Raw genomic sequence first — 19642 nt, 5'->3', positions numbered from 1 at the left:
TATAGCGCATATAAGAGCCAGGCAAGTTAATTGTCTGGCTTTTTTAATTATGATAGTTACTCTTTTTTACCACTTCCGGTAAGAACGTCCAACAATCCGTCCTGTAGGCTTATCCACAAATAATTGAAGAATGATTTATGTTGTACGCGTTCTGTAGAAATTGTGCCATAACGAAAACCATCTTCATCTGCTTTGGAGCCATCGTTGATAAATAGGTTGCCAATAAAGGAAAGGATTTTTTTGACCCCTTTACGCTCCTTGTCCAATACCTGGAACTTAAAATCCTCATAGTTCATTTTAATATCTCCATTGGCCGTATAATCATCACCGGATATTGTAAAATACATTTGATCTATGGTTCCTGTTGTTTGGGTTCTAAGGTTTGGGGTAAGGAATTCATTTAATCTTTCGGTCTTAAAATTGGACAAGCCTCCACTAATTACAAATCTGTTGTGTTCGTCATGTACATTGAATTTCCAATTTAGGTTAAACTTGCCGGCGCCCATTAGGTCAGATTCAATGTTTATATTCACGTTATCTCCAGCGTTCTTTATGTTGGATAGATGGTCTATAGATGCATTTAATTGTTCAAAGCTCAAGGCACCGGCCTTTACTTCGTTGGGAATGTTTTCTTCATAAATAATGGTAGCCTCAGTAATGGTCGTTGCATCTATATTAATATGAAAAGGTAAATTGCGCAGCATTTCCGCGTATAAAGGTTTTCTGGTAAAATCCTCTAATTTGGATTTATCACGGTATACTTCTAAAATGGGGGTATTTAAGGACATGGTGGCAAAATTTACCTGTAGGGTATCATTTTGCCGGTTATAGGTATGATCGGTAATTTTAATACCAGGAATCTGTAAATCAATATGGTCCCGTTGAACTCTTATTTTTTGGCTCAAGGCTTTTTTTGACAAGGTGGTATTCAATACAATGTTAGCAACCTCTATGGTTGTACTGTTCAGTATCATTGAGCCCATATGCAACTGTTCAAAGTTACCTAAAGGTGCATTTAGCTCATTTACGGTTATATGGTAATCCGAAAATCTAAAAGGTATATATTCCGTAATTATTTCTGGATTCGTAGTAATTTCATTAAGCTGAACGTCTATGGCCGCTACGGATAACAGTTCTTTGTCCTCTTTGGCATTTAGAATGGATACCTTGCCAGATTTAAGAACTACCTCGTCAATATATATTTCCTTCAATAATTTTATAGGATTGGCTTGGTTAGTATTACCATCGCCATTATCCGTGGAACATGTTTTGAACTTCAGGTCGGGTTGTAATAGATGTAAGGATTTTACGTGTATTGATTTGTTTATAAATAGGTTCCAATAGCTAAACCCGCTAATGGATAATTGTTGGGCGCTAACCATTATTTCACAAGATGAAGTCTGTTTACCAAGGCTGACCACTTCAATTTCATTGAAATGTAGATTTCCTTTGAGTAGGTTGACCGTTAGGTTGTCATAAGCAAAATCTATATGGTTTGGAATTTTTTTATTGAGAAAGTCAATGACCTGCACTTTCATTTGCCATTGAGCGATCAAGTATCCCCCAATAATCAAAAAGCCTAACGCTATGGACCATTTTAAAAATTTGTTCATGCAAATTGCCAATTATTTTAACGTTAGGAATTTTTGGGCACCACAGGTTAAAATTAGCAATGCAATTTACGCCTAGGAAAGATGTCTACTCTTTTCTATATGGTTTCTCTAACCCGGCACTATCAGGTTTCATGTATTGCTTAAAGTCCGATGCACTTTCTAATTCAATAAACTTTTTGCCTTGTATCACTATAGGATATTTTAAAAGACTTGGATTCTTGTCCAGTACTTTTAACCATCCGTCATTGTCGAGATTGACCTCTTTCTCACCGTATATTTTTTTAAAGTCGGCATGATCTTGGTCTATCAATTCGGAAATATTCTTGTTCAGTCCATCGGCCAGTTCGGCCCATTGGGTGCCGGTAACGTTGGTTTTGGCAATATCTATGGTCAAATGTTCCATTTCAGAAGATTCAACATATGCATTTACCTGTTTCCCTAAAGAATTCAATGAGCTATAATATAGCGTTATCTGTTTTTTGTCCATAGCAATTGTTCCCATCACTTTTTTATAAAATTAGTCACAACTAAGTTCTATAATTAACTCGTATCAAATGAAAAGTATCTTAAACGATTATAGAGGTTTAGCTACACCTTAAAATACACTATCTTGTTGTAGAACAAAATTGTACTGATGACGACTCTTTTTTGGCTTGCATATATTACGGTTACTTTATGGAGTATTATCAATATCATTTTTAATGGTTCTAGGGCCACCAAGATGATCAGTTGGTCATTATCGGTCATAATATTACCGTTCTTGGGACCTCTTTTCTATTATCTTTTTGGTATCAATCGCCGAAAATTTAAACTGTTCAAATTAAAACAGACTGAAAAACGAAGGCTATATTCAGAAACTTACAAAGAATTAAAAGGGGGAAAGCAAAGTGTTCATGAATTTAAGGATTATAAGCAGAATAAACTTGCCTCGCTTATTAGGAAGAACAGCTATTTTGCACCTTATGAGGGCAATAAAATTACCTTGTTGAACAGTGGGGAAGAAACTTTTGGCGCCATATTTAAGGCCATAGAAGAAGCCAAGGAGTTTATACATATGCAGTATTATATTTTAGAGGACGGCATGCTCCTTGACCGGTTTTATGAACTTTTTCAACAAAAGGTAAAGGAAGGCGTGGAAATAAGAATGTTGTACGATTCATTAGGTAGTAATTCCATGCGGGGCAAGGTCGTTAAACGGTTTAGGAAGATAGGTGTTAAGGCGCATTCTACCCTGCCCATAAGATTTGGGAACCTGTTGTTTACCCTAAATTATAGAAACCACAGAAAGATTGTCATTGTGGATGGCAAAATTGGGTTCACCGGAGGGTTCAATGTATCCGATAAATATATGAAGCCGGTTTCTGAACTAGGTATATGGCAGGATTTGCATATACAGATTAACGGTCCGGCAGTAAACAGTTTACAACGCATATTTGTAAAGGATTATCATTTTGCAGGTAAGGAAGAACTGTTGTTACAGGATAAATATTTTCCAAAAATAGCACCCCAAGGAGAGACAGTTGCACAGGTAATCTCAAGCGGTCCTGATTCAAGATACCCCGCAATAATGCAACAATATTTGGCCATGATCAATATTGCCAAGGAAAGTATTTGTATAGCCAATCCTTATTTTATACCAGGTGAACCTGTCTTGGAGGCGTTAAGGATTGCAGCACTTAGTGGGGTTAAGGTAACATTGCTTACCCCAAGAAAATCTGATTCGCTTTTGGCACAATACAGCATGTTTTCAACCTTTGAAAATTTATTGGAAGTAGGAACGCATATTTATCTAAGACCTGATTTCTCCCATAGTAAAGTTATTATTATAGATAGTGAAATCGTATCCGTGGGGTCAGGAAATTTTGACTATAGAAGTTTTGAGCATAATTTTGAGACCAACGCCATTTTATATGACGATAAAAAGGCAGGGGAGATAGAAAAATTTTTTATGTCTCATTGCAAGGCAGAGGTAAAATTGGAATTGGATTCCTTTAAAAAAAGATCTGCATTCAGTAAATTTTTGGAAGGTCTTGCCAAATTCTTCAGTCCCTTATTATAACAAAGCAAATTATACAACTTGAAAATTTTATTCCTTTTAATATTAGGCATACCTATGGCGGCAAACGCACAGCACAAAATACCCAATGAAATACTAGAAGAAGCAAAAATTGCTTTGGCACATTATCCGGAACTGGAAGATACTGCAATAGAATTCAAGTTCAAGAAGAACATTAAAAAATCTACCATGCAGGCGCAACCTAAATTCTCCAGCATTTTCAAATCAAAAAAAAATAGGTCCTATAAAATATTGATCAGCGAAAAAATAAACATTGCCGATTCTGTGTATTATACCAAAGACATGCCGGCCAAGATAATGATCGGTTGGCTAGGCCATGAATTAGGACATATCATGGATTTTCAAAAGCGTAGTGGTTTTAATTTAATAGGTTTTGGATTTAGTTACCTCACCTCAAAAAAGTACATTAGGGAAGCGGAACGTAGGGCAGATTCGTTTGCGGTAAACCACGGTATGGAAACCTATATATTGGCCACTAAGGAGTTTATTCTTGAAAAAGCAGGGTTAGCACCAAAATATGTAGAGCGTATTAAAAACTTTTATCTTTCGCCAGAAGAGATAATGCTCTTGGTGGAAGAGCGCGATAAGGATGAAATAGTTGAATAAGGTTTGATTAGCTTTGCTTGTCCACAAAATCTTCCCATTGGGCAAATTTCTCCTCATTCATTACTCGCTCCATTTTTACCTGTCCGCCCTTCTTTTTATTAACATCGTTCCATTCGTAGAAAATTTCTGGTTCTACTATAAATACTTTTACTCCTTTCAATGCCTTTGACCGGGCTACTGTATAGTTTTTATTCGCTTCTTTTAAGGAGTCATCCAGTTTTTTGGCCACTTTCTTGGGATCTATGGTTGCGGTTGTCCCCAGATACCATGTATGATAAAAACCATCCTTATATTTTTTTGCGCATAACGTATATTCTGGAATTTCAATATCAAAGGTATGCATAACCTCCTGCAGGGCGTCATCCAATTTATTGACGGATAGTTGGGAACCTACGGTATTAAGAAAAAACTTGGTACGGCCGGTAATTTTGATTTCGGCACGTTCCACATCTGTAAATTCAATGGTATCACCAATTAAGTAGCGCCATGCGCCGCTTACGGTACTAATGATCAGTACATAGTTTTGTCCAGTGCGTACTTCGGAAAGGGATAATGACGGGGCATTTTGTGCCAACGAACCATCTTCCAAAATATAATCGGGATCAAAAGGAACAAATTCAAAATAAATTCCATTGTCCGTCACCAATTTCATGGCATCAGTTTCGGGTCTGGCTTGAAAAGCAATAAAACCTTCAGAAGCCAAATAGGTATCAATTACGGTAACAGGTTTACCCATTAAAGCATTAAAACTCTTTTCGTAGGGTCCAAATGCAACTCCGCCAGAGGTGTATACCTTTAGGTTGGGCCATATTTCATGAATGTTATTAAGCTTGTGTTTTTTTATGACTTCTTTCAACATCAATTCTATCCAGGAAGGAATTCCGCTTAACGCTCCTATATCCCAATCGGCAGCCTTTTCCGCAATCTTTGCAACACGTTCGTCCCAATCGTCTATTTGTGCAATTTCCTTTCCCGGCTTATAATATCCGCTGAACCAAGAGGGAATATTGCTTGCGCTGATACCGCTAATTTCACCTTCTAAATGGTCATTGTGCTCAACCAGATCAGTGGAACTGCCCAACATTAAGATACCTGTTTCAAAAAAATCTGCCGGAAGGTCAAAGTTGGATAATGCCAACACCTGTTTTATTCCTGCCTGTCTAATAGCATCGATCATTTCATTGGTTACCGGTATTCGTTTGCTGCTTTTGCCAGTGGTGCCTGAACTTAGCGCATAATAATCTGGGCGACCGGGCCATGTAACATCGGTCTGGCCTTCGTGTAGTTTTTGCCACCATTGGTCATTAATTTGGTTATAATCAAAATAGGGAACGCGATTTTTAAAGGTTTGCTGCATGTGCTCATCGTTCAGCATTTCATCGAACTTATATGCTTTGCCAAATGCGGTATCCTTAGCCGTTTCCAGTAATGTTTTCAGGATTTCCTGTTGATCTTGTACCGGGTTATCCTCACCGGTAATCTTGTCGGTTACGTTAATGACCCCCTTAATAAAATTACCTATAATATTCATAGCATATATATGGCTGGATTATGCTATAAAATTAAGGGTTCTATAGGGTAGGGAATGACTCGTTTCTCAAATAAACAGACGTTATTCAATTTTGTTTGTAATAAAAAAGGAAAGTTTAGCTCAACATTATTAAAATAGCCCCAACAGCGGTCAGGACCAAGATCATTTTTCTAAAGAATGCTTCTTTAATAACCTTAATAAATCGCACTCCCGCAAAAAACCCAAAAAGTATACCGGGCAAGAGCATGAGGTTCAAGGAAAGGGATTGGAACGAAATTGTTTCCCACACGAAAAAATGAAAGGGTAATTTCATAATGTTAATAATAAGGAACAACCAGGCTGCTGTACCTATAAAATGGTTTTTGGGTAAGCGCATGGCCAAAAAATAAATGTTGGAGAATGCCCCGGCCAGATTGCCAACCATGGTGGTTATACCAGCAACGGTACCTATAGAGCTGGCAAATGCCCAGTGTGTAGGTACGGATTTTGTTTTTTTACGGTCCCACCAATACATCATGAAAACGGTAATGATAATAATAATGGACATGCCTATCTTAAAGAATTTCTCGGGAAGGTCCTTGCCGATGAACACACCGATCAAAAGGCCCAGTACCATCCAAGGAAGCACTTTAAAAACATAGTTCCATTGGGTATATCTATTATAATAAATGACTGCGAAAATATCTGCCAATATCAATAGCGGAACTACCATACCGGTAGATTCCTTGGCTCCAAATGCCAAAGCCATAAAAGTTACGTTCAATACTGCAATTCCCTTTATGCCAGCTTTGGATAATCCTATGATAAATGTAGCCCCATAAGCAAGGATCCATGCGGTTGGGGTAATTTCAGAAGTCATTGATAGTAGCACGTAGTACGTTTAGCGTATTAGCGACAAAAATATCCTAAAAAAACATATCTTTAACAATCAACCAAAAACCATTTTATGGAACTCAGTACCTTGGACTATGCCTTTATCATAGTTTTTTTCTCACTTGTCTTGGGCATAGGCGTTTATGTATCTAAAAAATCAGGCAAAAATTCCTCTGAATTTTTTCTTTCTGGACGTACAATGCCATGGTGGTTATTGGGGCTATCCATGGTAGCAACGACATTTTCTACGGATACGCCCAATTTGGTAACGGATATCGTCCGTACCAATGGTGTTTCTGGTAATTGGGTATGGTGGTGTTTTTTGATTACAGGAATGTTAACCGTATTCGTATATGCCAAACTTTGGCGTAAGTCCAATGTAAATACCGATTTAGAATTTTATGAAATGCGATATGGTGGTAAACCTGCAAGTTTCTTAAGAAAATTCAGGGCGGTATACCTTGGGGTTATCTTTAATGTCATTACCATGTCTGCAGTTACCTTGGCAGCAATTAAGATCGGGAGTATTATGTTAGGGCTTGAGCCGTGGCAGACGGTCGTAAGTGCAGGGTTGATTACGGTAACTTTTAGTGCCCTTGGGGGGTTTAAAGGAGTGGTATACACGGATTTTCTATTGTTCTTTGTGGCTATGGCAGGAGCAATAGGAGCTGCTTATTATTTGGTTAATATTCCGGAAGTAGGCGGTATAGAAGCTTTAATGGCAAATGAAAATGTTACCGAGAAATTGAACATACTCCCCGATTTTAGTAACAAAAAAGCATTGATTACCTTATTTATAATCCCATTGGCGGTGCAGTGGTGGAGTTCCTGGTATCCTGGGGCAGAACCAGGTGGCGGGGGTTACATAGCCCAGCGTATGTTAGCTGCAAAAGATGAGAACCATGCTATTGGGGCAACATTCTTTTTTAATATTATGCATTATGCGTTAAGGCCATGGCCTTGGATTTTAGTTGCATTGGCCTCCATAGTCGTGTATCCGGATTTGGCGAGTATACAGGAAGCTTTCCCAAATGTAACTGCAGATAAATTAGGTCATGATTTAGCCTATTCGGCTATGTTGACAAAACTACCAAGCGGATTATTGGGAGTAGTTTTGGCTTCTTTGGTGGCAGCGTACATGAGTACCATTAGTACCCAGTTGAACTGGGGCTCTTCATACATTGTATATGATTTTTATAAACAACAGATCAATCCCAACGCTTCGGAAAAAAGGTTGGTAGCCGTAGGTAGAATTTCTACTGTGGTCTTAATGATATTTAGTGCGGTATTGGCTTTGTTGTTGCAAAATGCACTTCAATTATTTGATGTATTGTTGGCTTTTGGTGCGGGAACTGGATTAATTTTCATCCTTAGATGGTTTTGGTGGCGAATAAACGCTTGGAGTGAAATTACAGCGATGTTTGCATCAGGTATAATTTCCATTATATTGAAACTTACACCGGTAGGGGCTTTTCTATTTGCTGCGGACACCGGGGTGTTGCCAGATTGGTCAGAATATATCTTTATTGTAGTAGTGACCACTATTATTTGGTTAATAGCAACCTTTATGACACAACCGGAATCCAATGAAACATTACGTGGATTTTATAAAAAGATTCAGCCGGGCGGACCAGGTTGGGCCAAAGTGGTAACCGAAGCCAATGATGCATCTGTAGAAATCGTAAGAACAAAGGAAAAATGGAGTGTGCCAGCAGGCATCTCTGCCATGCTTCTGGGAGTAGTCCTTATTTATGCCATAATGTTTGCTACGGGGTATTGGATTTACGGTAGAACAACACAGGCAATGGTATTGACCGTAATATCAATTGTTGCCGGTCTGTTATTGGTCAAGGCATGGAACAAACTAAAAGGAAACATTCTATAATGGAGATATAATGCGCAATAGAATTTTATCGGTAGATATATTTAGGGGCGCAACCATTTTGCTCATGGTATTGGTAAATACCCCGGGCACATGGTCAAATGTATATGCCCCCCTCCTTCATGCAGATTGGCATGGGTATACCCCTACCGATTTGGTATTTCCTTTCTTTCTCTTCATTGTAGGAACATCTATTGCCTTTTCTTATAAAAACAGAACCGTTGATGCCAAAGCTTACAGAAAAATTGCGATAAGGGCCTTTAAGTTAGTAGCGTTGGGGCTTTTCTTGGGAGCATTTTTAATTCACTATCCATTTTTTAAAAATTTCAGTGACATTAGGTTTCCCGGCGTGTTGCAGCGTATAGGTGTGGTATTCTTCTTTACCGCGATTTTGTTCATTAACCTAAATTGGAAAAAGTTAATTTGGGTTACCGGAATATTGCTGATCGGGTATTGGTTATTAATGACCTTTGTTCCCGTAGAAGGTGTTGCTTCAACTTTAGATAGAGCACCCAATAATTTGGCAAATTGGATAGATGTAAAAGTATTTGGTTCCCATAACTATAAGGCGGATTATGACCCGGAAGGTTTGCTAAGTACCATACCTGCAATGGCCAGTGCATTATTGGGAGTATTTACGGGATTGATCCTTACCTCCGATCAAGAAAAGAAGGCTACAATATTAATGGGTCTAGGGGGCAGTTTTTTGATATTAGGTCATTTGTGGGATATTGTATTTCCAATAAACAAGGCTTTATGGACCAGTAGCTTTGTATTGGTCACCGCAGGTTGGGCTAACCTTATTCTTGCTCTTATTTACTATTTGACCGATGTAAAAAAATTAGAATTTGGGTCTATTTTTAGATATGCAGGTGCCAATGCCATCGTAATTTATTTTCTTTCTAGCTTTATCAGTAAGGTAATGGGCCAAATAAAAATAGGGGAGACCTCATTGCATGGTTGGTTGTTCCAGAATATATTTGTCCATGATTTCCTTGCCCTAAAAACCTCCTCGTTATTATATGGGTTAAGTGTGGTCCTATTCTATAGTTTAATAGGGTATATTCTATATCAAAGAAAAATTTTCATCAAGGTGTAATTACTTGAGCATCAATTTTGCCACATATTTTCCTATTACGTCAAACTCCAAATTAACGATAGTTCCTTCTTTATAGGTATTGAATCGGGTATGTTCATAGGTATACGGTATTATAGCAACATCAAAAGTATTTGTTCCTGAATTAACGACCGTTAAACTTGTTCCGTCTATAGTGATGGATCCTTTTTCTATGGTAGGGTTGCCGGTTGCGGCATCATAGCTAAAGGAAAAAATCCAACTACCGTTTTCTTCCTTAACACCGGTACATTTACCGGTTTGGTCCACATGGCCTTGAACAATATGGCCATCTAATCTTGACCCCAGGATCATAGCGCGTTCCAGGTTAACGAGGTCGTTTACCTTAAGGAATTCTAAATTTGTTTTTTTAAGGGTCTCCGCAATTGCGGTAACCGTATAGGTAGTATCCGTTAGGCTTACCACCGTAAGGCATACGCCGTTATGAGCAACACTTTGGTCAATTTTTAAGTCTTGGGCAAGGGTAGATTCTATGGTGATATCTAAATTGCCGCCTTTGGGATCAAGAGCGGTAACCTTACCTAATGTTTCAATAATACCAGTAAACATGTGTCGTTTAATTTAAGTAATTTTGGATATTCAAAATTCAGTACAAAGGTACAGATTATCATGGAGGAAAATAGTAAAATCAAGTTAGGGATTTCAATAGGAGACTTAAATGGAATAGGCTGTGAAGTGGCTTTGAAAACCTTTGAGGATAATAGAATGTTAGACTTCTGCACCCCGGTTATATTTGCATCGAACAAAACCGTTTCCCATCAGATGAAGGTGTTGGGGCTTAACATTGTATTTAATGGGGTACCCTCCGCATCCAAGGCAATTGATAATAAGTTGAATATTGTAAATGTATGGAAAGAAGTACCGAGAATTAATTTTGGACAAGCCACCGAAGACGGGGGAAAATATGCCTTAAAATCGTTGTTCGCTGCCGTAGATGCGCTTAAAAAAGGTGAAATAGATGTGCTGGTCACTGCCCCCATCAATAAGAACAATATACAATCAGATGATTTCAAATTTCCCGGTCATACAGATTATTTGGCTCAGGAGCTTGAAGGGGAAAGTTTAATGTTTATGGTTACCGATACTTTAAAAATTGGGCTACTTACAGACCACGTAGCGGTCAAGGATGTCTCCTCCGCGATTATACCAAGATTGATCAGGGATAAGGTGAACACCATTGAAAAATCGCTCATGGTAGATTTTGGTATTCGCAAACCTAAAATTGCATTGCTGGGCATAAATCCGCATAGTGGGGATAATGGGGTAATTGGCAAGGAAGATGATGAGGTGTTGAAACCGGTAATTAAGGAAATGGCCAATATGGGGCATCTGGTTTACGGGCCTTATTCTGCAGATAGCTTTTTTGGTTCTGACGGATATAAAAAATTTGATGCTATATTAGCTGCTTACCATGATCAAGGATTAATACCTTTTAAGACCATATCTTTTGGACAGGGGGTTAATTTTACGGCAGGACTAAATAAGGTTAGGACGTCTCCGGATCATGGTACCGCTTATGAAATTGCCGGTAAAGGAGTGGCAGATGCCAGTTCCTTCAAAGAGGCGGTATTTATGGCGTTAAAGATTTTCAAGAACAGGACGGAATATCAAGAGCTTACCAAGGATGTTTTAAAGAAACAACGATTAAAGAGAGAGCGGTAATTTTAAGGTTAAAAAGTTATAAAGATAAATAGTTGATAACTATTGCCTTTTATTAAAATAATAGTATCTTTGCACCCGCCTTTTATGGGCCAATATTGTTAAATTAAGTGTGTACGTGATGAAGCAAAAGGAGTTTAATATTCCTTTCTCAGGATTGAAGCAGGGAAAACACCACTTTAATTACCAGATTGATAATACGTTCTTTGATTCTTTTGGATACGATGAGTTCAATGCTGCAGATGTCAATTTAGACGTTGTACTTTATAAATCTAGTACAATGTTAGAGCTTGATTTAGAGGCATCTGGAACGGTAAATGTAAATTGTGATATTACTAGTGAGCCTTATGAGCAACCTATAGATGGAGAGTTACATCTGGTTGTAAAATTTGGGGAGGAGTTCAATGATGAGGATGATGAAATTTTGATACTTCCCCATGGGGAACACCAATTGAACATTGCGCAGTATGTGTATGAAATGCTTGTATTGGCAGTTCCGCAGAAAAGAATTCATCCTGGTATAGAAGATGGCACGTTACAGTCAGAGGTTTTAGACAGGTTAAATGAGCTTCGGCCAAAAGAGAAAAGAACAGATAAAGAAGAGAACGATCCCCGGTGGGATGAATTAAAAAAACTATTAACGGATAAATAAGGTTTAAATGGCACATCCTAAAAGAAAAATTTCCAAAACAAGGAGAGACAAGAGAAGAACACATTATAAGGCGGTAGCCCCAACATTGGCGCAAGATTCCACAACAGGAGAAATGCACTTGTATCATAGAGCTCACTGGCATGAAGGTAAACTTCACTATAGAGGTCAGGTTTTGGTAGATAAAACTGAAGAAGCAGAGGCTTAAGACCTTTTATAAAAATATAAAGCTCCCATTTCGTATGAAGTAGGGAGCTTTTTTTATCCTTTATTTGTTCTTTTGTGCTTTGTATTTCAAATGTTTAAGGTTTTAAGGCCAATTTCAATTAAGGGTGTAAATTTTCAAAAACAAGACAACTTTGGGCAAAAAGTCGTTGAAAATCATTAATTTTCATGACTTTTGTCTCGTTTTTTAAGTTTTTTTATAAGAAAGAAAATTAAGTATGACCAAAATAACAGCAGCTATTACCGCTGTAGGAGGCTATGTTCCCCAATTTGTAATGACAAACCAAAAACTCGAAGAGTTGGTAGATACCAATGACGAGTGGATTACCACGCGTACAGGTATTAAGGAGAGACGGGTTTTAAAGAAGGAAGAAGGAGAAGGCACATCATATTTAGCGATCAAGGCGGCAGAGGACCTAATAAGAAAAAAGAATATTGACCCTGCAGAGATAGATTTGGTAATCGTAGGAACGGCAACTCCAGATAGTTTGGTATCGTCAACAGCGGCGTTCGTTGCCTCTGAAATAGGTGCCGTAAATGCATTTGCCTATGATCTATTGGCAGCTTGTTCCAGTTTTTTGTTCGGGATGTCAACCGCTGCGGGCCACATTGAAACGGGGCGATATAAAAAGGTATTGTTGATCGGTGCGGATAAAATGTCCTCGATAATAGATTATACGGACCGTACCACATGTATTATTTTTGGGGATGGGGCCGGTGCGGCACTTTTTGAACCCAACATGGAAGGTTTGGGCCTACAGGACGAGTATTTGCGTGCAGACGGAAAAGGAAGAAAGTTCTTGGGAATGGAAGGCGGAGGTTCACTAATGCCTGCTACCATAGAAAGTGTAAAGAACAGAAAGCATTATATTTTTCAGGACGGTAAAACCGTATTCAAGTTTGCAGTATCCAATATGGCAGATGTTGCCGCCAAGATAATGGAGCGAAATAATTTGACCGAAACAGATGTAAAATGGTTGGTACCGCACCAAGCCAATAAACGTATTATTGATGCAACGGCTAAAAGAATGGGCTTGGACGACTCTAAGGTCATGATGAACATTCAACATTACGGCAACACTACATCGGCTACGTTGCCTTTATTGCTAAACGATTACGAAAGTCAGATTAAAAAAGGAGATAACTTGGTGTTCGCCGCCTTTGGAGGAGGCTTCACTTGGGGATCTATTTATTTAAAATGGGCTTACAACTAACATATAACTACCAATATAACTTAATTTACTATGGATATTAAAGAAATTCAAAGCCTTATCAAGTTCGTGGCCAAATCTGGTGCAAGCGAGGTAAAATTGGAAACGGACGATATTAAGATCACCATACGTACCGGTAGCCTTGGCAATGGCAGCTCAGAGCCTACTTACGTTCATACTATGCCTATGGCCCAGCCTGCCATGCAGGCTGCACCTGTACAGGCAGAACAGCCAAAACCGGTTGCAGACAGCACTGCGGAAGCCGATAAGAAGAAGGCAGAAGATGATAAATATATTACAATAAAATCGCCAATTATTGGAACCTTCTATAGGAAACCATCTCCGGACAAACCAGTTTTTGTTGAAGTAGGTGATACTATTGGGGCCGGTGATGTGCTTTGTGTTATAGAGGCTATGAAATTGTTCAACGATATCGAATCAGAGGTATCGGGAACCATTGTCAAGATTTTGGTTGATGATTCATCACCAGTTGAGTTTGATCAGCCATTGTTTTTGGTAGACCCTTCTTAACTAAATTTTGAGTAATAATTGTTAGATATCATTGTATTTAATGGTATGTAAGAATCATGTGGAACCTAGAACTTAAAATTTAAAAGATGTTTAAAAAAATACTGATTGCAAATAGGGGAGAAATTGCATTACGTGTTATACGTACCTGTAAGGAAATGGGTATAAAGACGGTAGCGGTGTATAGTAAGGCAGATGAAGAGAGCTTACACGTGCGTTTTGCAGATGAAGCTGTTTGTATAGGACCTGCCGCAAGTAGCGAATCTTATTTGAAAATACCCAATATAATTGCTGCAGCGGAAATTACCAATGCAGATGCCATACACCCTGGATATGGTTTTCTTTCTGAAAACTCAAAATTTTCCCGTATTTGTGCCGAGCATGATATAAAATTTATTGGTGCTTCCGGTGATCAAATCGATAAAATGGGAGACAAGGCTACGGCCAAGGAAACCATGAAACAAGCCGGTGTACCATGTGTTCCCGGATCGGACGGACTATTAAAGGATGTTGCACACGCAAAGAAGGTAGCCAAGAAAATGGGTTACCCGGTAATGATAAAAGCTACTGCCGGTGGTGGTGGTAAAGGAATGCGTGCCGTCTTGTCAGAGGACAAAATGGAAGAGCTGTTCAATAGTGCCGTAACGGAGGCTACAGCGGCCTTTGGTAACGGGGGTATGTATATGGAAAAGCTTATTGAGGAGCCAAGACATATTGAAATTCAAATCGTAGGTGACCAATTCGGTAAGGCATGTCATTTATCTGAAAGGGATTGTTCCATACAACGTCGTCATCAGAAATTAACGGAAGAAACTCCATCACCCTTCATGACCGATAAGCTACGGGAAGCAATGGGCGAAGCTGCGGTTAGAGCTGCTGAATATATTAAATACGAAGGTGCAGGTACTATAGAATTTTTGGTGGACAAACACCGTAAGTTTTATTTTATGGAGATGAACACACGTATTCAAGTAGAGCACCCTATTACAGAACAGGTCATAGATTATGATTTAATTCGTGAGCAAATTTTGGTTGCGGCAGGAGTGCCAATTTCCGGAAAAAACTATCTTCCAAAATTACATTCCATTGAATGTAGAATCAATGCGGAAGATCCATATAATAACTTTAGGCCATCGCCAGGTAAGATTACCACATTGCATACACCGGGAGGTCATGGGGTGCGTATGGATACCCATGTCTATAGTGGGTATAGCATTCCGCCAAACTATGATTCTATGATCGCAAAACTAATTACAACGGCCCAGACAAGGGAAGAAGCGATCAATAAAATGAAACGTGCCTTGGATGAATTTGTAATTGAGGGTATTAAGACCACTATTCCTTTTCATAGGCAGTTGATGGATCACCCGGATTATTTGGCCGGGAATTATACAACGGCATTTATGAACGACTGGAAAATGAATCCGCCAAAAGAAGATTAACAAAAAACTCCAACAGCAATGTTGGAGTTTTTTTATGGTTTATTTTACTGATCTTTGGTTGCATCAATAAAATACAGAGAATATGAACCTTAGTTACTGGGAGCGTAAATCTTGGTTTTCAAATATAGATTTTACTATTATAGGAAGTGGTATTGTAGGGTTAAATTGTGCCTTGGCCTTAAAAAATCGCTATCCCAAAGCTCGGATTCTGGTTTTGGAGAAAGGAAGTCTGCCACAAGGTGCCAGTACAAAAAATGCTGGTTTTGCCTGCTTTGGCAGTATTTCGGAAATTCTATCGGATTTAAAAAACCATACAGAACAAGAGGTGCAGGAATTGGTGTTCAATAGATGGCAAGGAATACAACTATTACGCAGCCTTTTGGGAGATACCGCATTAGGATTCAAGAATAATGGCGGTCATGAACTTTTCTTGGAAGATAGGGATGACTTGTTCCAAACTTGTAAGGAGCAGATAAAACGGGTCAATGAGTTGTTAAATCCTGTATTTCAAGATAATGCATTCAAAATTACTTCCAATCTTTTTAATTTTGGGGGAGTAAACGACCATTATATCACTCATGCGCATGAAGGGCAAATAGATACGGGGGGCATGATGAAATCCTTGGTGCATTTGGTATTAAAAAAGAATATAACGATAATCAATTCGGTTACTGTGCGTTCTTTTGAGGATCTAGGCACTAACGTGTTGGTACGTACAAGTGATATAGAATTCAACACTAAAAAACTTATTATAGCTACCAACGGATTCGCAAAACAATTGATACAAGAAGAGGTGCAACCTGCCCGTGCCCAAATAGTACTAACAAAACCTATACCCGGACTAACAATAAAAGGTACTTTTCATTTAGACGAAGGGTTTTACTATTTTAGAAATATTGATAATAGAATTCTTTTGGGCGGAGGTAGAAATTTAGATTTTAAAGCTGAGGAAACTACCAATTTTGGAATGACTAATTTGGTTGAACGTAAATTAATTCACTTATTGAAAACGGTCATATTGCCCAATACTTCTGTTGAAATTGATATGAAATGGAGCGGTATTATGGGCGTTGGTGCGCAAAAGAAACCAATTGTTAAAAAAATGACCGATAATGTAGCCTGTGGGGTACGTTTGGGAGGTATGGGAATCGCCATTGGAACAAGTATTGGGCATCAATTGGCAGACTTGTTTAAATAGGCGTTTATCCGTTCATCCCGTTTTTTTTGATCTTGTCCAAAAGAGCGTTGTACTCTATAAATTATATCTAAATTGTAGCGCTCCACAGCTTATCCAAGCGGATTATGATAGTTTATATGGAACAATAGGCTATGTATTGTGGAAAGCACTGGAAACTATATGAAAAAATTACTTGTAAGGTTTAATCTTGGTGTATTGTTGGCTGCCATTTTAAGTAGTGGTCTTTGGGGCTGTGGAGCGTCCAAGACACACTATCAAAGAGAATATGCCAAAGTCTGGAAAGAATTGATAAAATCACAGGCATGGAAAGAATCATTGATGACCAACGCTAGCAATGGTGCTACTGATTTTTATACTAGCGCGGAGGAAACTATTTCTTTGGCAGAAGATAATAGAGCTGCCCTTGATTTTGATAATAGATATCAAGAACTAGTTTCAAAAGCCTATTTTAAGATTATAACAGAGGCGGAAAAAGCTGATGCAATTATTACTGCCGAATACAAATTAATACAGTCAGAAGATTTGGCCAATGGCCATGATAAAAAAAGGGCACAGGAAATCACCAAGAAATATAATGCCCATAAAGCCATGTTGAGCGGATTAAAATCTTGGAATATCTTTAGTGAAGATCGCTCTGGAGATTTGAAGTATTTTAAGGCGGAGAACGAAAGGGCAATTCTTAAAATGATGCGTTCAGGTGAGCAGGACCACCAAATGGTCAATTATCTGATTTATAAATTGGCAGATTTATACCACGTTGAAGAAAACTAACGATTTCCAGGAACTAAAAGACAATGCATATCAATTTTGTGGTCAATTTGTGGCTGATAAATTTGATAAAATTCATTTGCAGATAACAGAATTAGAAACGGCTTTAACTACAGAGACCAAGAGTAGTGCGGGAGATAAACATGAAACGGGTAGGGCCATGATTCAATTGGAACGCGAAAAATTGGGCCAACGCTTGGCAGAATTGGAAAAAACAAAACAGGTACTTTCTAAAATTCCAAGAGACTCGGGGATTACAAATATTGGTCTAGGTAATTTGGTGGTTACCGATGCGGCCCTGTATTATATAGGAATTTCTGCCGGAGTATATAAGCAAGGTACATCGTTGGTCTATTGTATCTCTGCCGGAACACCTATTGGACAATTACTTTTTAGGAAATCTGTTGGGGAACACTTCAGTTTTAACGGTAAAACCATTACGATACTAACAATTCACTAATTTTTCGTATAAATTATTTCGCTATCTTAATCCCGGCATTCGTTTCATTGCCTAAATGATAATATGGATAAGAAGCAGAAATTACGTAGTAGCGAGTGGTTTGGTGGTAATGATAAAATGGGTTTTGTGCATAGATCTTGGTTAAGAAACCAAGGCTACCCAGATGATTATTTTGAAGGAAAACCCGTAATAGGTATTTGTAATACCTGGTCAGAATTGACACCGTGCAATGGTCATCTACGTGATTTTGCTGAAGTTGTAAAAAGGGGGGTGTTAGAAGCAGGGGGCTTTCCTTTGGAATTTCCGGTGATGTCTTTGGGCGAAACCATAATGAAACCCACCACCATGTTATTTCGCAATTTGGCAAGTATGGATACGGAAGAGTCCATACGTGCCAATCCTTTGGACGGTATCGTGTTATTGACGGGATGTGACAAAACAACTCCTTCTACAATCATGGGTGCCTGTAGCGTTGACCTGCCTACCATTGTGGTTCCAGGAGGGCCAATGTTGAGCGGTAGGTTTAGAGGGGAAAAAATAGGTTCCGGTTCCATGAACTGGATGATAAAGGAACGCCAGGAAATTGGGGGTTATACCACCAAGGATATACGCGAAGCCGAGGTTTGTGTTGCCAGAAGTATTGGGCATTGCAATACAATGGGCACTGCCTCTACCATGGCTACAATGTGTGAAGCCCTTGGACTGACCTTGCCAGGGTTTTCATCCATACCCGCTGTAGATTCCAGAAAAAAGCTACACGCACAATTATCCGGAAGAAGAATTGTGGAAATGGTTAAGGAAGACCTCACACTTTCTAAAATATTGACAAGAGAGGCATTTGAAAATGCTATTATTACCAATGCAGCGGTAGGGGGTTCTACCAACCTTATCATTCATCTTATAGCCATAGCGGGTAGAATTGGGGTACAATTAAACTTAGAAGATTTTGATCAAGTGGGCAGTAAGGTCCCTTTGTTGGTGAACTTAAAACCTTCGGGAACATATTTAATGGAAGATTTTTTCTACGCGGGAGGATTGCCGGTTGTTATGAAAGAATTACGTCCCTTATTACATCAAAGGGCCATTACGGTGAACGGAAAGAAAATTTCTGATAATTACGATGATGTAACTTGTTATGAGAGAGATGTAATTGCCACCTTGGACAAACCTTTTCAAGAAAAGGCCGGTATAGCTGTATTAAAAGGAAATCTTTGTGAAAACGGGGCCGTTATAAAACCATCTGCGGCTACGCCAAGGTTGATGCACCATCGTGGAGAAGCGGTAGTTTTTGAAAGCATGGAAGATTACCATGAACGTATAGACGACCCTAATCTAGAAATAGATGAGAACAGTGTTATTGTTCTAAAAGGAGTTGGACCAAAAGGATACCCAGGAATGCCTGAAGTAGGTAATGTGGACCTTCCCAAAAAATTATTGGCAAAGGGAATAACGGATCTTGTTCGTATATCAGATGGCAGAATGAGCGGAACGGCTGCAGGCACGGTCATTTTACATGTTTCACCGGAATCTACCATAGGGGGTACCTTGGCATTGGTTAAAAATGGCGATATGATAGAACTTAACGTTGCCAACCGTACCTTACATCTAGATGTAGAATTGGAAGAGCTGATCAAACGTAAAAAGGAATGGGTGGCTCCGGAACCTTTGGCAAAAAGAGGATACGTTAAAATGTATATAGACCACGTGGAACAAGCGGATAAGGGAGCAGATTTAGATTTTCTTGTGGGTGGTTCTGGGTCTAAAGTAGAACGTGATTTACACTAG

At 38.8% G+C, this 19642-nt stretch carries 19 protein-coding genes; 14 read left to right on the top strand and 5 right to left on the bottom strand.

Annotated features, from left to right (window positions below; genetic code table 11):
• Positions 1-56: 56 nt before the first annotated feature.
• Complete coding sequence (locus CHB68_RS12085) at positions 57-1613, bottom strand: AsmA family protein (RefSeq protein WP_089261129.1); 1557 nt, start codon at positions 1611-1613, stop codon at positions 57-59.
• An 85-nt stretch (positions 1614-1698) separates the two neighbouring features.
• Positions 1699-2115, bottom strand: coding sequence for an arsenate reductase family protein (locus CHB68_RS12080; RefSeq protein WP_089261128.1), 417 nt, complete (start codon positions 2113-2115; stop codon positions 1699-1701).
• Between the two features lie 132 nt (positions 2116-2247).
• Between CHB68_RS12080 and cls the strand changes: the two genes are divergently transcribed.
• Together cls and CHB68_RS12070 are read left to right on the top strand one after the other, a co-directional pair.
• On the top strand, positions 2248-3672 hold the full coding sequence (cls, locus tag CHB68_RS12075) for a cardiolipin synthase (protein WP_089261127.1): 1425 nt from the start codon (positions 2248-2250) through the stop codon (positions 3670-3672).
• An 18-nt stretch (positions 3673-3690) separates the two neighbouring features.
• Entirely contained in the window at positions 3691-4296 is a 606-nt protein-coding gene (locus CHB68_RS12070) for a hypothetical protein (protein ID WP_245838926.1), read from the top strand.
• A gap of 7 nt (positions 4297-4303) precedes the next feature.
• On the opposite strand, the gene CHB68_RS12065 is transcribed toward CHB68_RS12070, so the two are convergent.
• Both CHB68_RS12065 and CHB68_RS12060 read right to left on the bottom strand, forming a co-directional pair.
• On the bottom strand, positions 4304-5827 hold the full coding sequence (locus CHB68_RS12065) for a GH3 family domain-containing protein (RefSeq protein ID WP_089261125.1): 1524 nt from the start codon (positions 5825-5827) through the stop codon (positions 4304-4306).
• Positions 5828-5942: 115 nt separating this feature from the next.
• Positions 5943-6698: a sulfite exporter TauE/SafE family protein gene (locus tag CHB68_RS12060; protein ID WP_245838925.1), complete on the bottom strand. Its 756-nt coding sequence runs from the start codon at positions 6696-6698 to the stop codon at positions 5943-5945.
• Between the two features lie 75 nt (positions 6699-6773).
• Here CHB68_RS12060 and CHB68_RS12055 point away from each other — a divergent pair, with 75 nt between their 5' ends.
• Together CHB68_RS12055 and CHB68_RS12050 are read left to right on the top strand one after the other, a co-directional pair.
• Positions 6774-8585, top strand: coding sequence for a sodium:solute symporter family protein (locus CHB68_RS12055; RefSeq protein WP_089261123.1), 1812 nt, complete (start codon positions 6774-6776; stop codon positions 8583-8585).
• 10 nt (positions 8586-8595) lie between these two features.
• Complete coding sequence (locus CHB68_RS12050) at positions 8596-9681, top strand: acyltransferase family protein (protein WP_089261122.1); 1086 nt, start codon at positions 8596-8598, stop codon at positions 9679-9681.
• Here CHB68_RS12050 and CHB68_RS12045 read toward each other — a convergent pair whose 3' ends face one another.
• On the bottom strand, positions 9682-10266 hold the full coding sequence (locus tag CHB68_RS12045; protein WP_089261121.1) for a riboflavin synthase: 585 nt from the start codon (positions 10264-10266) through the stop codon (positions 9682-9684).
• 60 nt (positions 10267-10326) lie between these two features.
• Here CHB68_RS12045 and pdxA point away from each other — a divergent pair, with 60 nt between their 5' ends.
• The 10 genes from pdxA to CHB68_RS11995 all read left to right on the top strand — a co-directional run bounded on the left by pdxA (position 10327) and on the right by CHB68_RS11995 (position 19642).
• The gene (gene pdxA, locus CHB68_RS12040) at positions 10327-11379 is read left to right on the top strand and encodes a 4-hydroxythreonine-4-phosphate dehydrogenase PdxA (RefSeq protein WP_089261120.1); all 1053 of its coding nucleotides are present in this window, start codon (positions 10327-10329) and stop codon (positions 11377-11379) included.
• A gap of 118 nt (positions 11380-11497) precedes the next feature.
• On the top strand, positions 11498-12028 hold the full coding sequence (locus tag CHB68_RS12035; RefSeq protein WP_089261119.1) for a YceD family protein: 531 nt from the start codon (positions 11498-11500) through the stop codon (positions 12026-12028).
• A gap of 7 nt (positions 12029-12035) precedes the next feature.
• The gene (rpmF, locus tag CHB68_RS12030; RefSeq protein WP_089261118.1) at positions 12036-12233 is read left to right on the top strand and encodes a 50S ribosomal protein L32; all 198 of its coding nucleotides are present in this window, start codon (positions 12036-12038) and stop codon (positions 12231-12233) included.
• A gap of 235 nt (positions 12234-12468) precedes the next feature.
• Positions 12469-13464 (top strand): beta-ketoacyl-ACP synthase III, encoded by a 996-nt coding sequence (locus tag CHB68_RS12025; RefSeq protein ID WP_089261117.1) that lies wholly within the window; start codon positions 12469-12471, stop codon positions 13462-13464.
• 30 nt (positions 13465-13494) lie between these two features.
• Entirely contained in the window at positions 13495-13992 is a 498-nt protein-coding gene (accB, locus tag CHB68_RS12020; RefSeq protein ID WP_089261116.1) for an acetyl-CoA carboxylase biotin carboxyl carrier protein, read from the top strand.
• 86 nt (positions 13993-14078) lie between these two features.
• Positions 14079-15431 carry an acetyl-CoA carboxylase biotin carboxylase subunit gene (accC, locus tag CHB68_RS12015; RefSeq protein WP_089261115.1) on the top strand — a complete coding sequence of 451 codons (1353 nt, stop codon included), beginning with the start codon at positions 14079-14081 and terminating at the stop codon, positions 15429-15431.
• Between the two features lie 82 nt (positions 15432-15513).
• Positions 15514-16629 (top strand): NAD(P)/FAD-dependent oxidoreductase, encoded by a 1116-nt coding sequence (locus tag CHB68_RS12010; RefSeq protein WP_089261114.1) that lies wholly within the window; start codon positions 15514-15516, stop codon positions 16627-16629.
• 159 nt (positions 16630-16788) lie between these two features.
• Complete coding sequence (locus CHB68_RS12005; protein WP_089261113.1) at positions 16789-17400, top strand: hypothetical protein; 612 nt, start codon at positions 16789-16791, stop codon at positions 17398-17400.
• Complete coding sequence (locus CHB68_RS12000) at positions 17387-17857, top strand: hypothetical protein (RefSeq protein ID WP_089261112.1); 471 nt, start codon at positions 17387-17389, stop codon at positions 17855-17857. Before CHB68_RS12005 ends, CHB68_RS12000 begins: the two co-directional genes overlap by 14 nt.
• Before the next feature lie 63 nt (positions 17858-17920).
• Positions 17921-19642: an IlvD/Edd family dehydratase gene (locus tag CHB68_RS11995; protein ID WP_089261111.1), complete on the top strand. Its 1722-nt coding sequence runs from the start codon at positions 17921-17923 to the stop codon at positions 19640-19642.

It is taken from the genome of Maribacter sedimenticola (genome assembly GCF_900188415.1).
Classification (GTDB): domain Bacteria; phylum Bacteroidota; class Bacteroidia; order Flavobacteriales; family Flavobacteriaceae; genus Maribacter; species Maribacter sedimenticola.
Note: the sequence above shows the minus strand (reverse complement) of the source record. Positions and strands in the feature narration are given on the sequence as shown.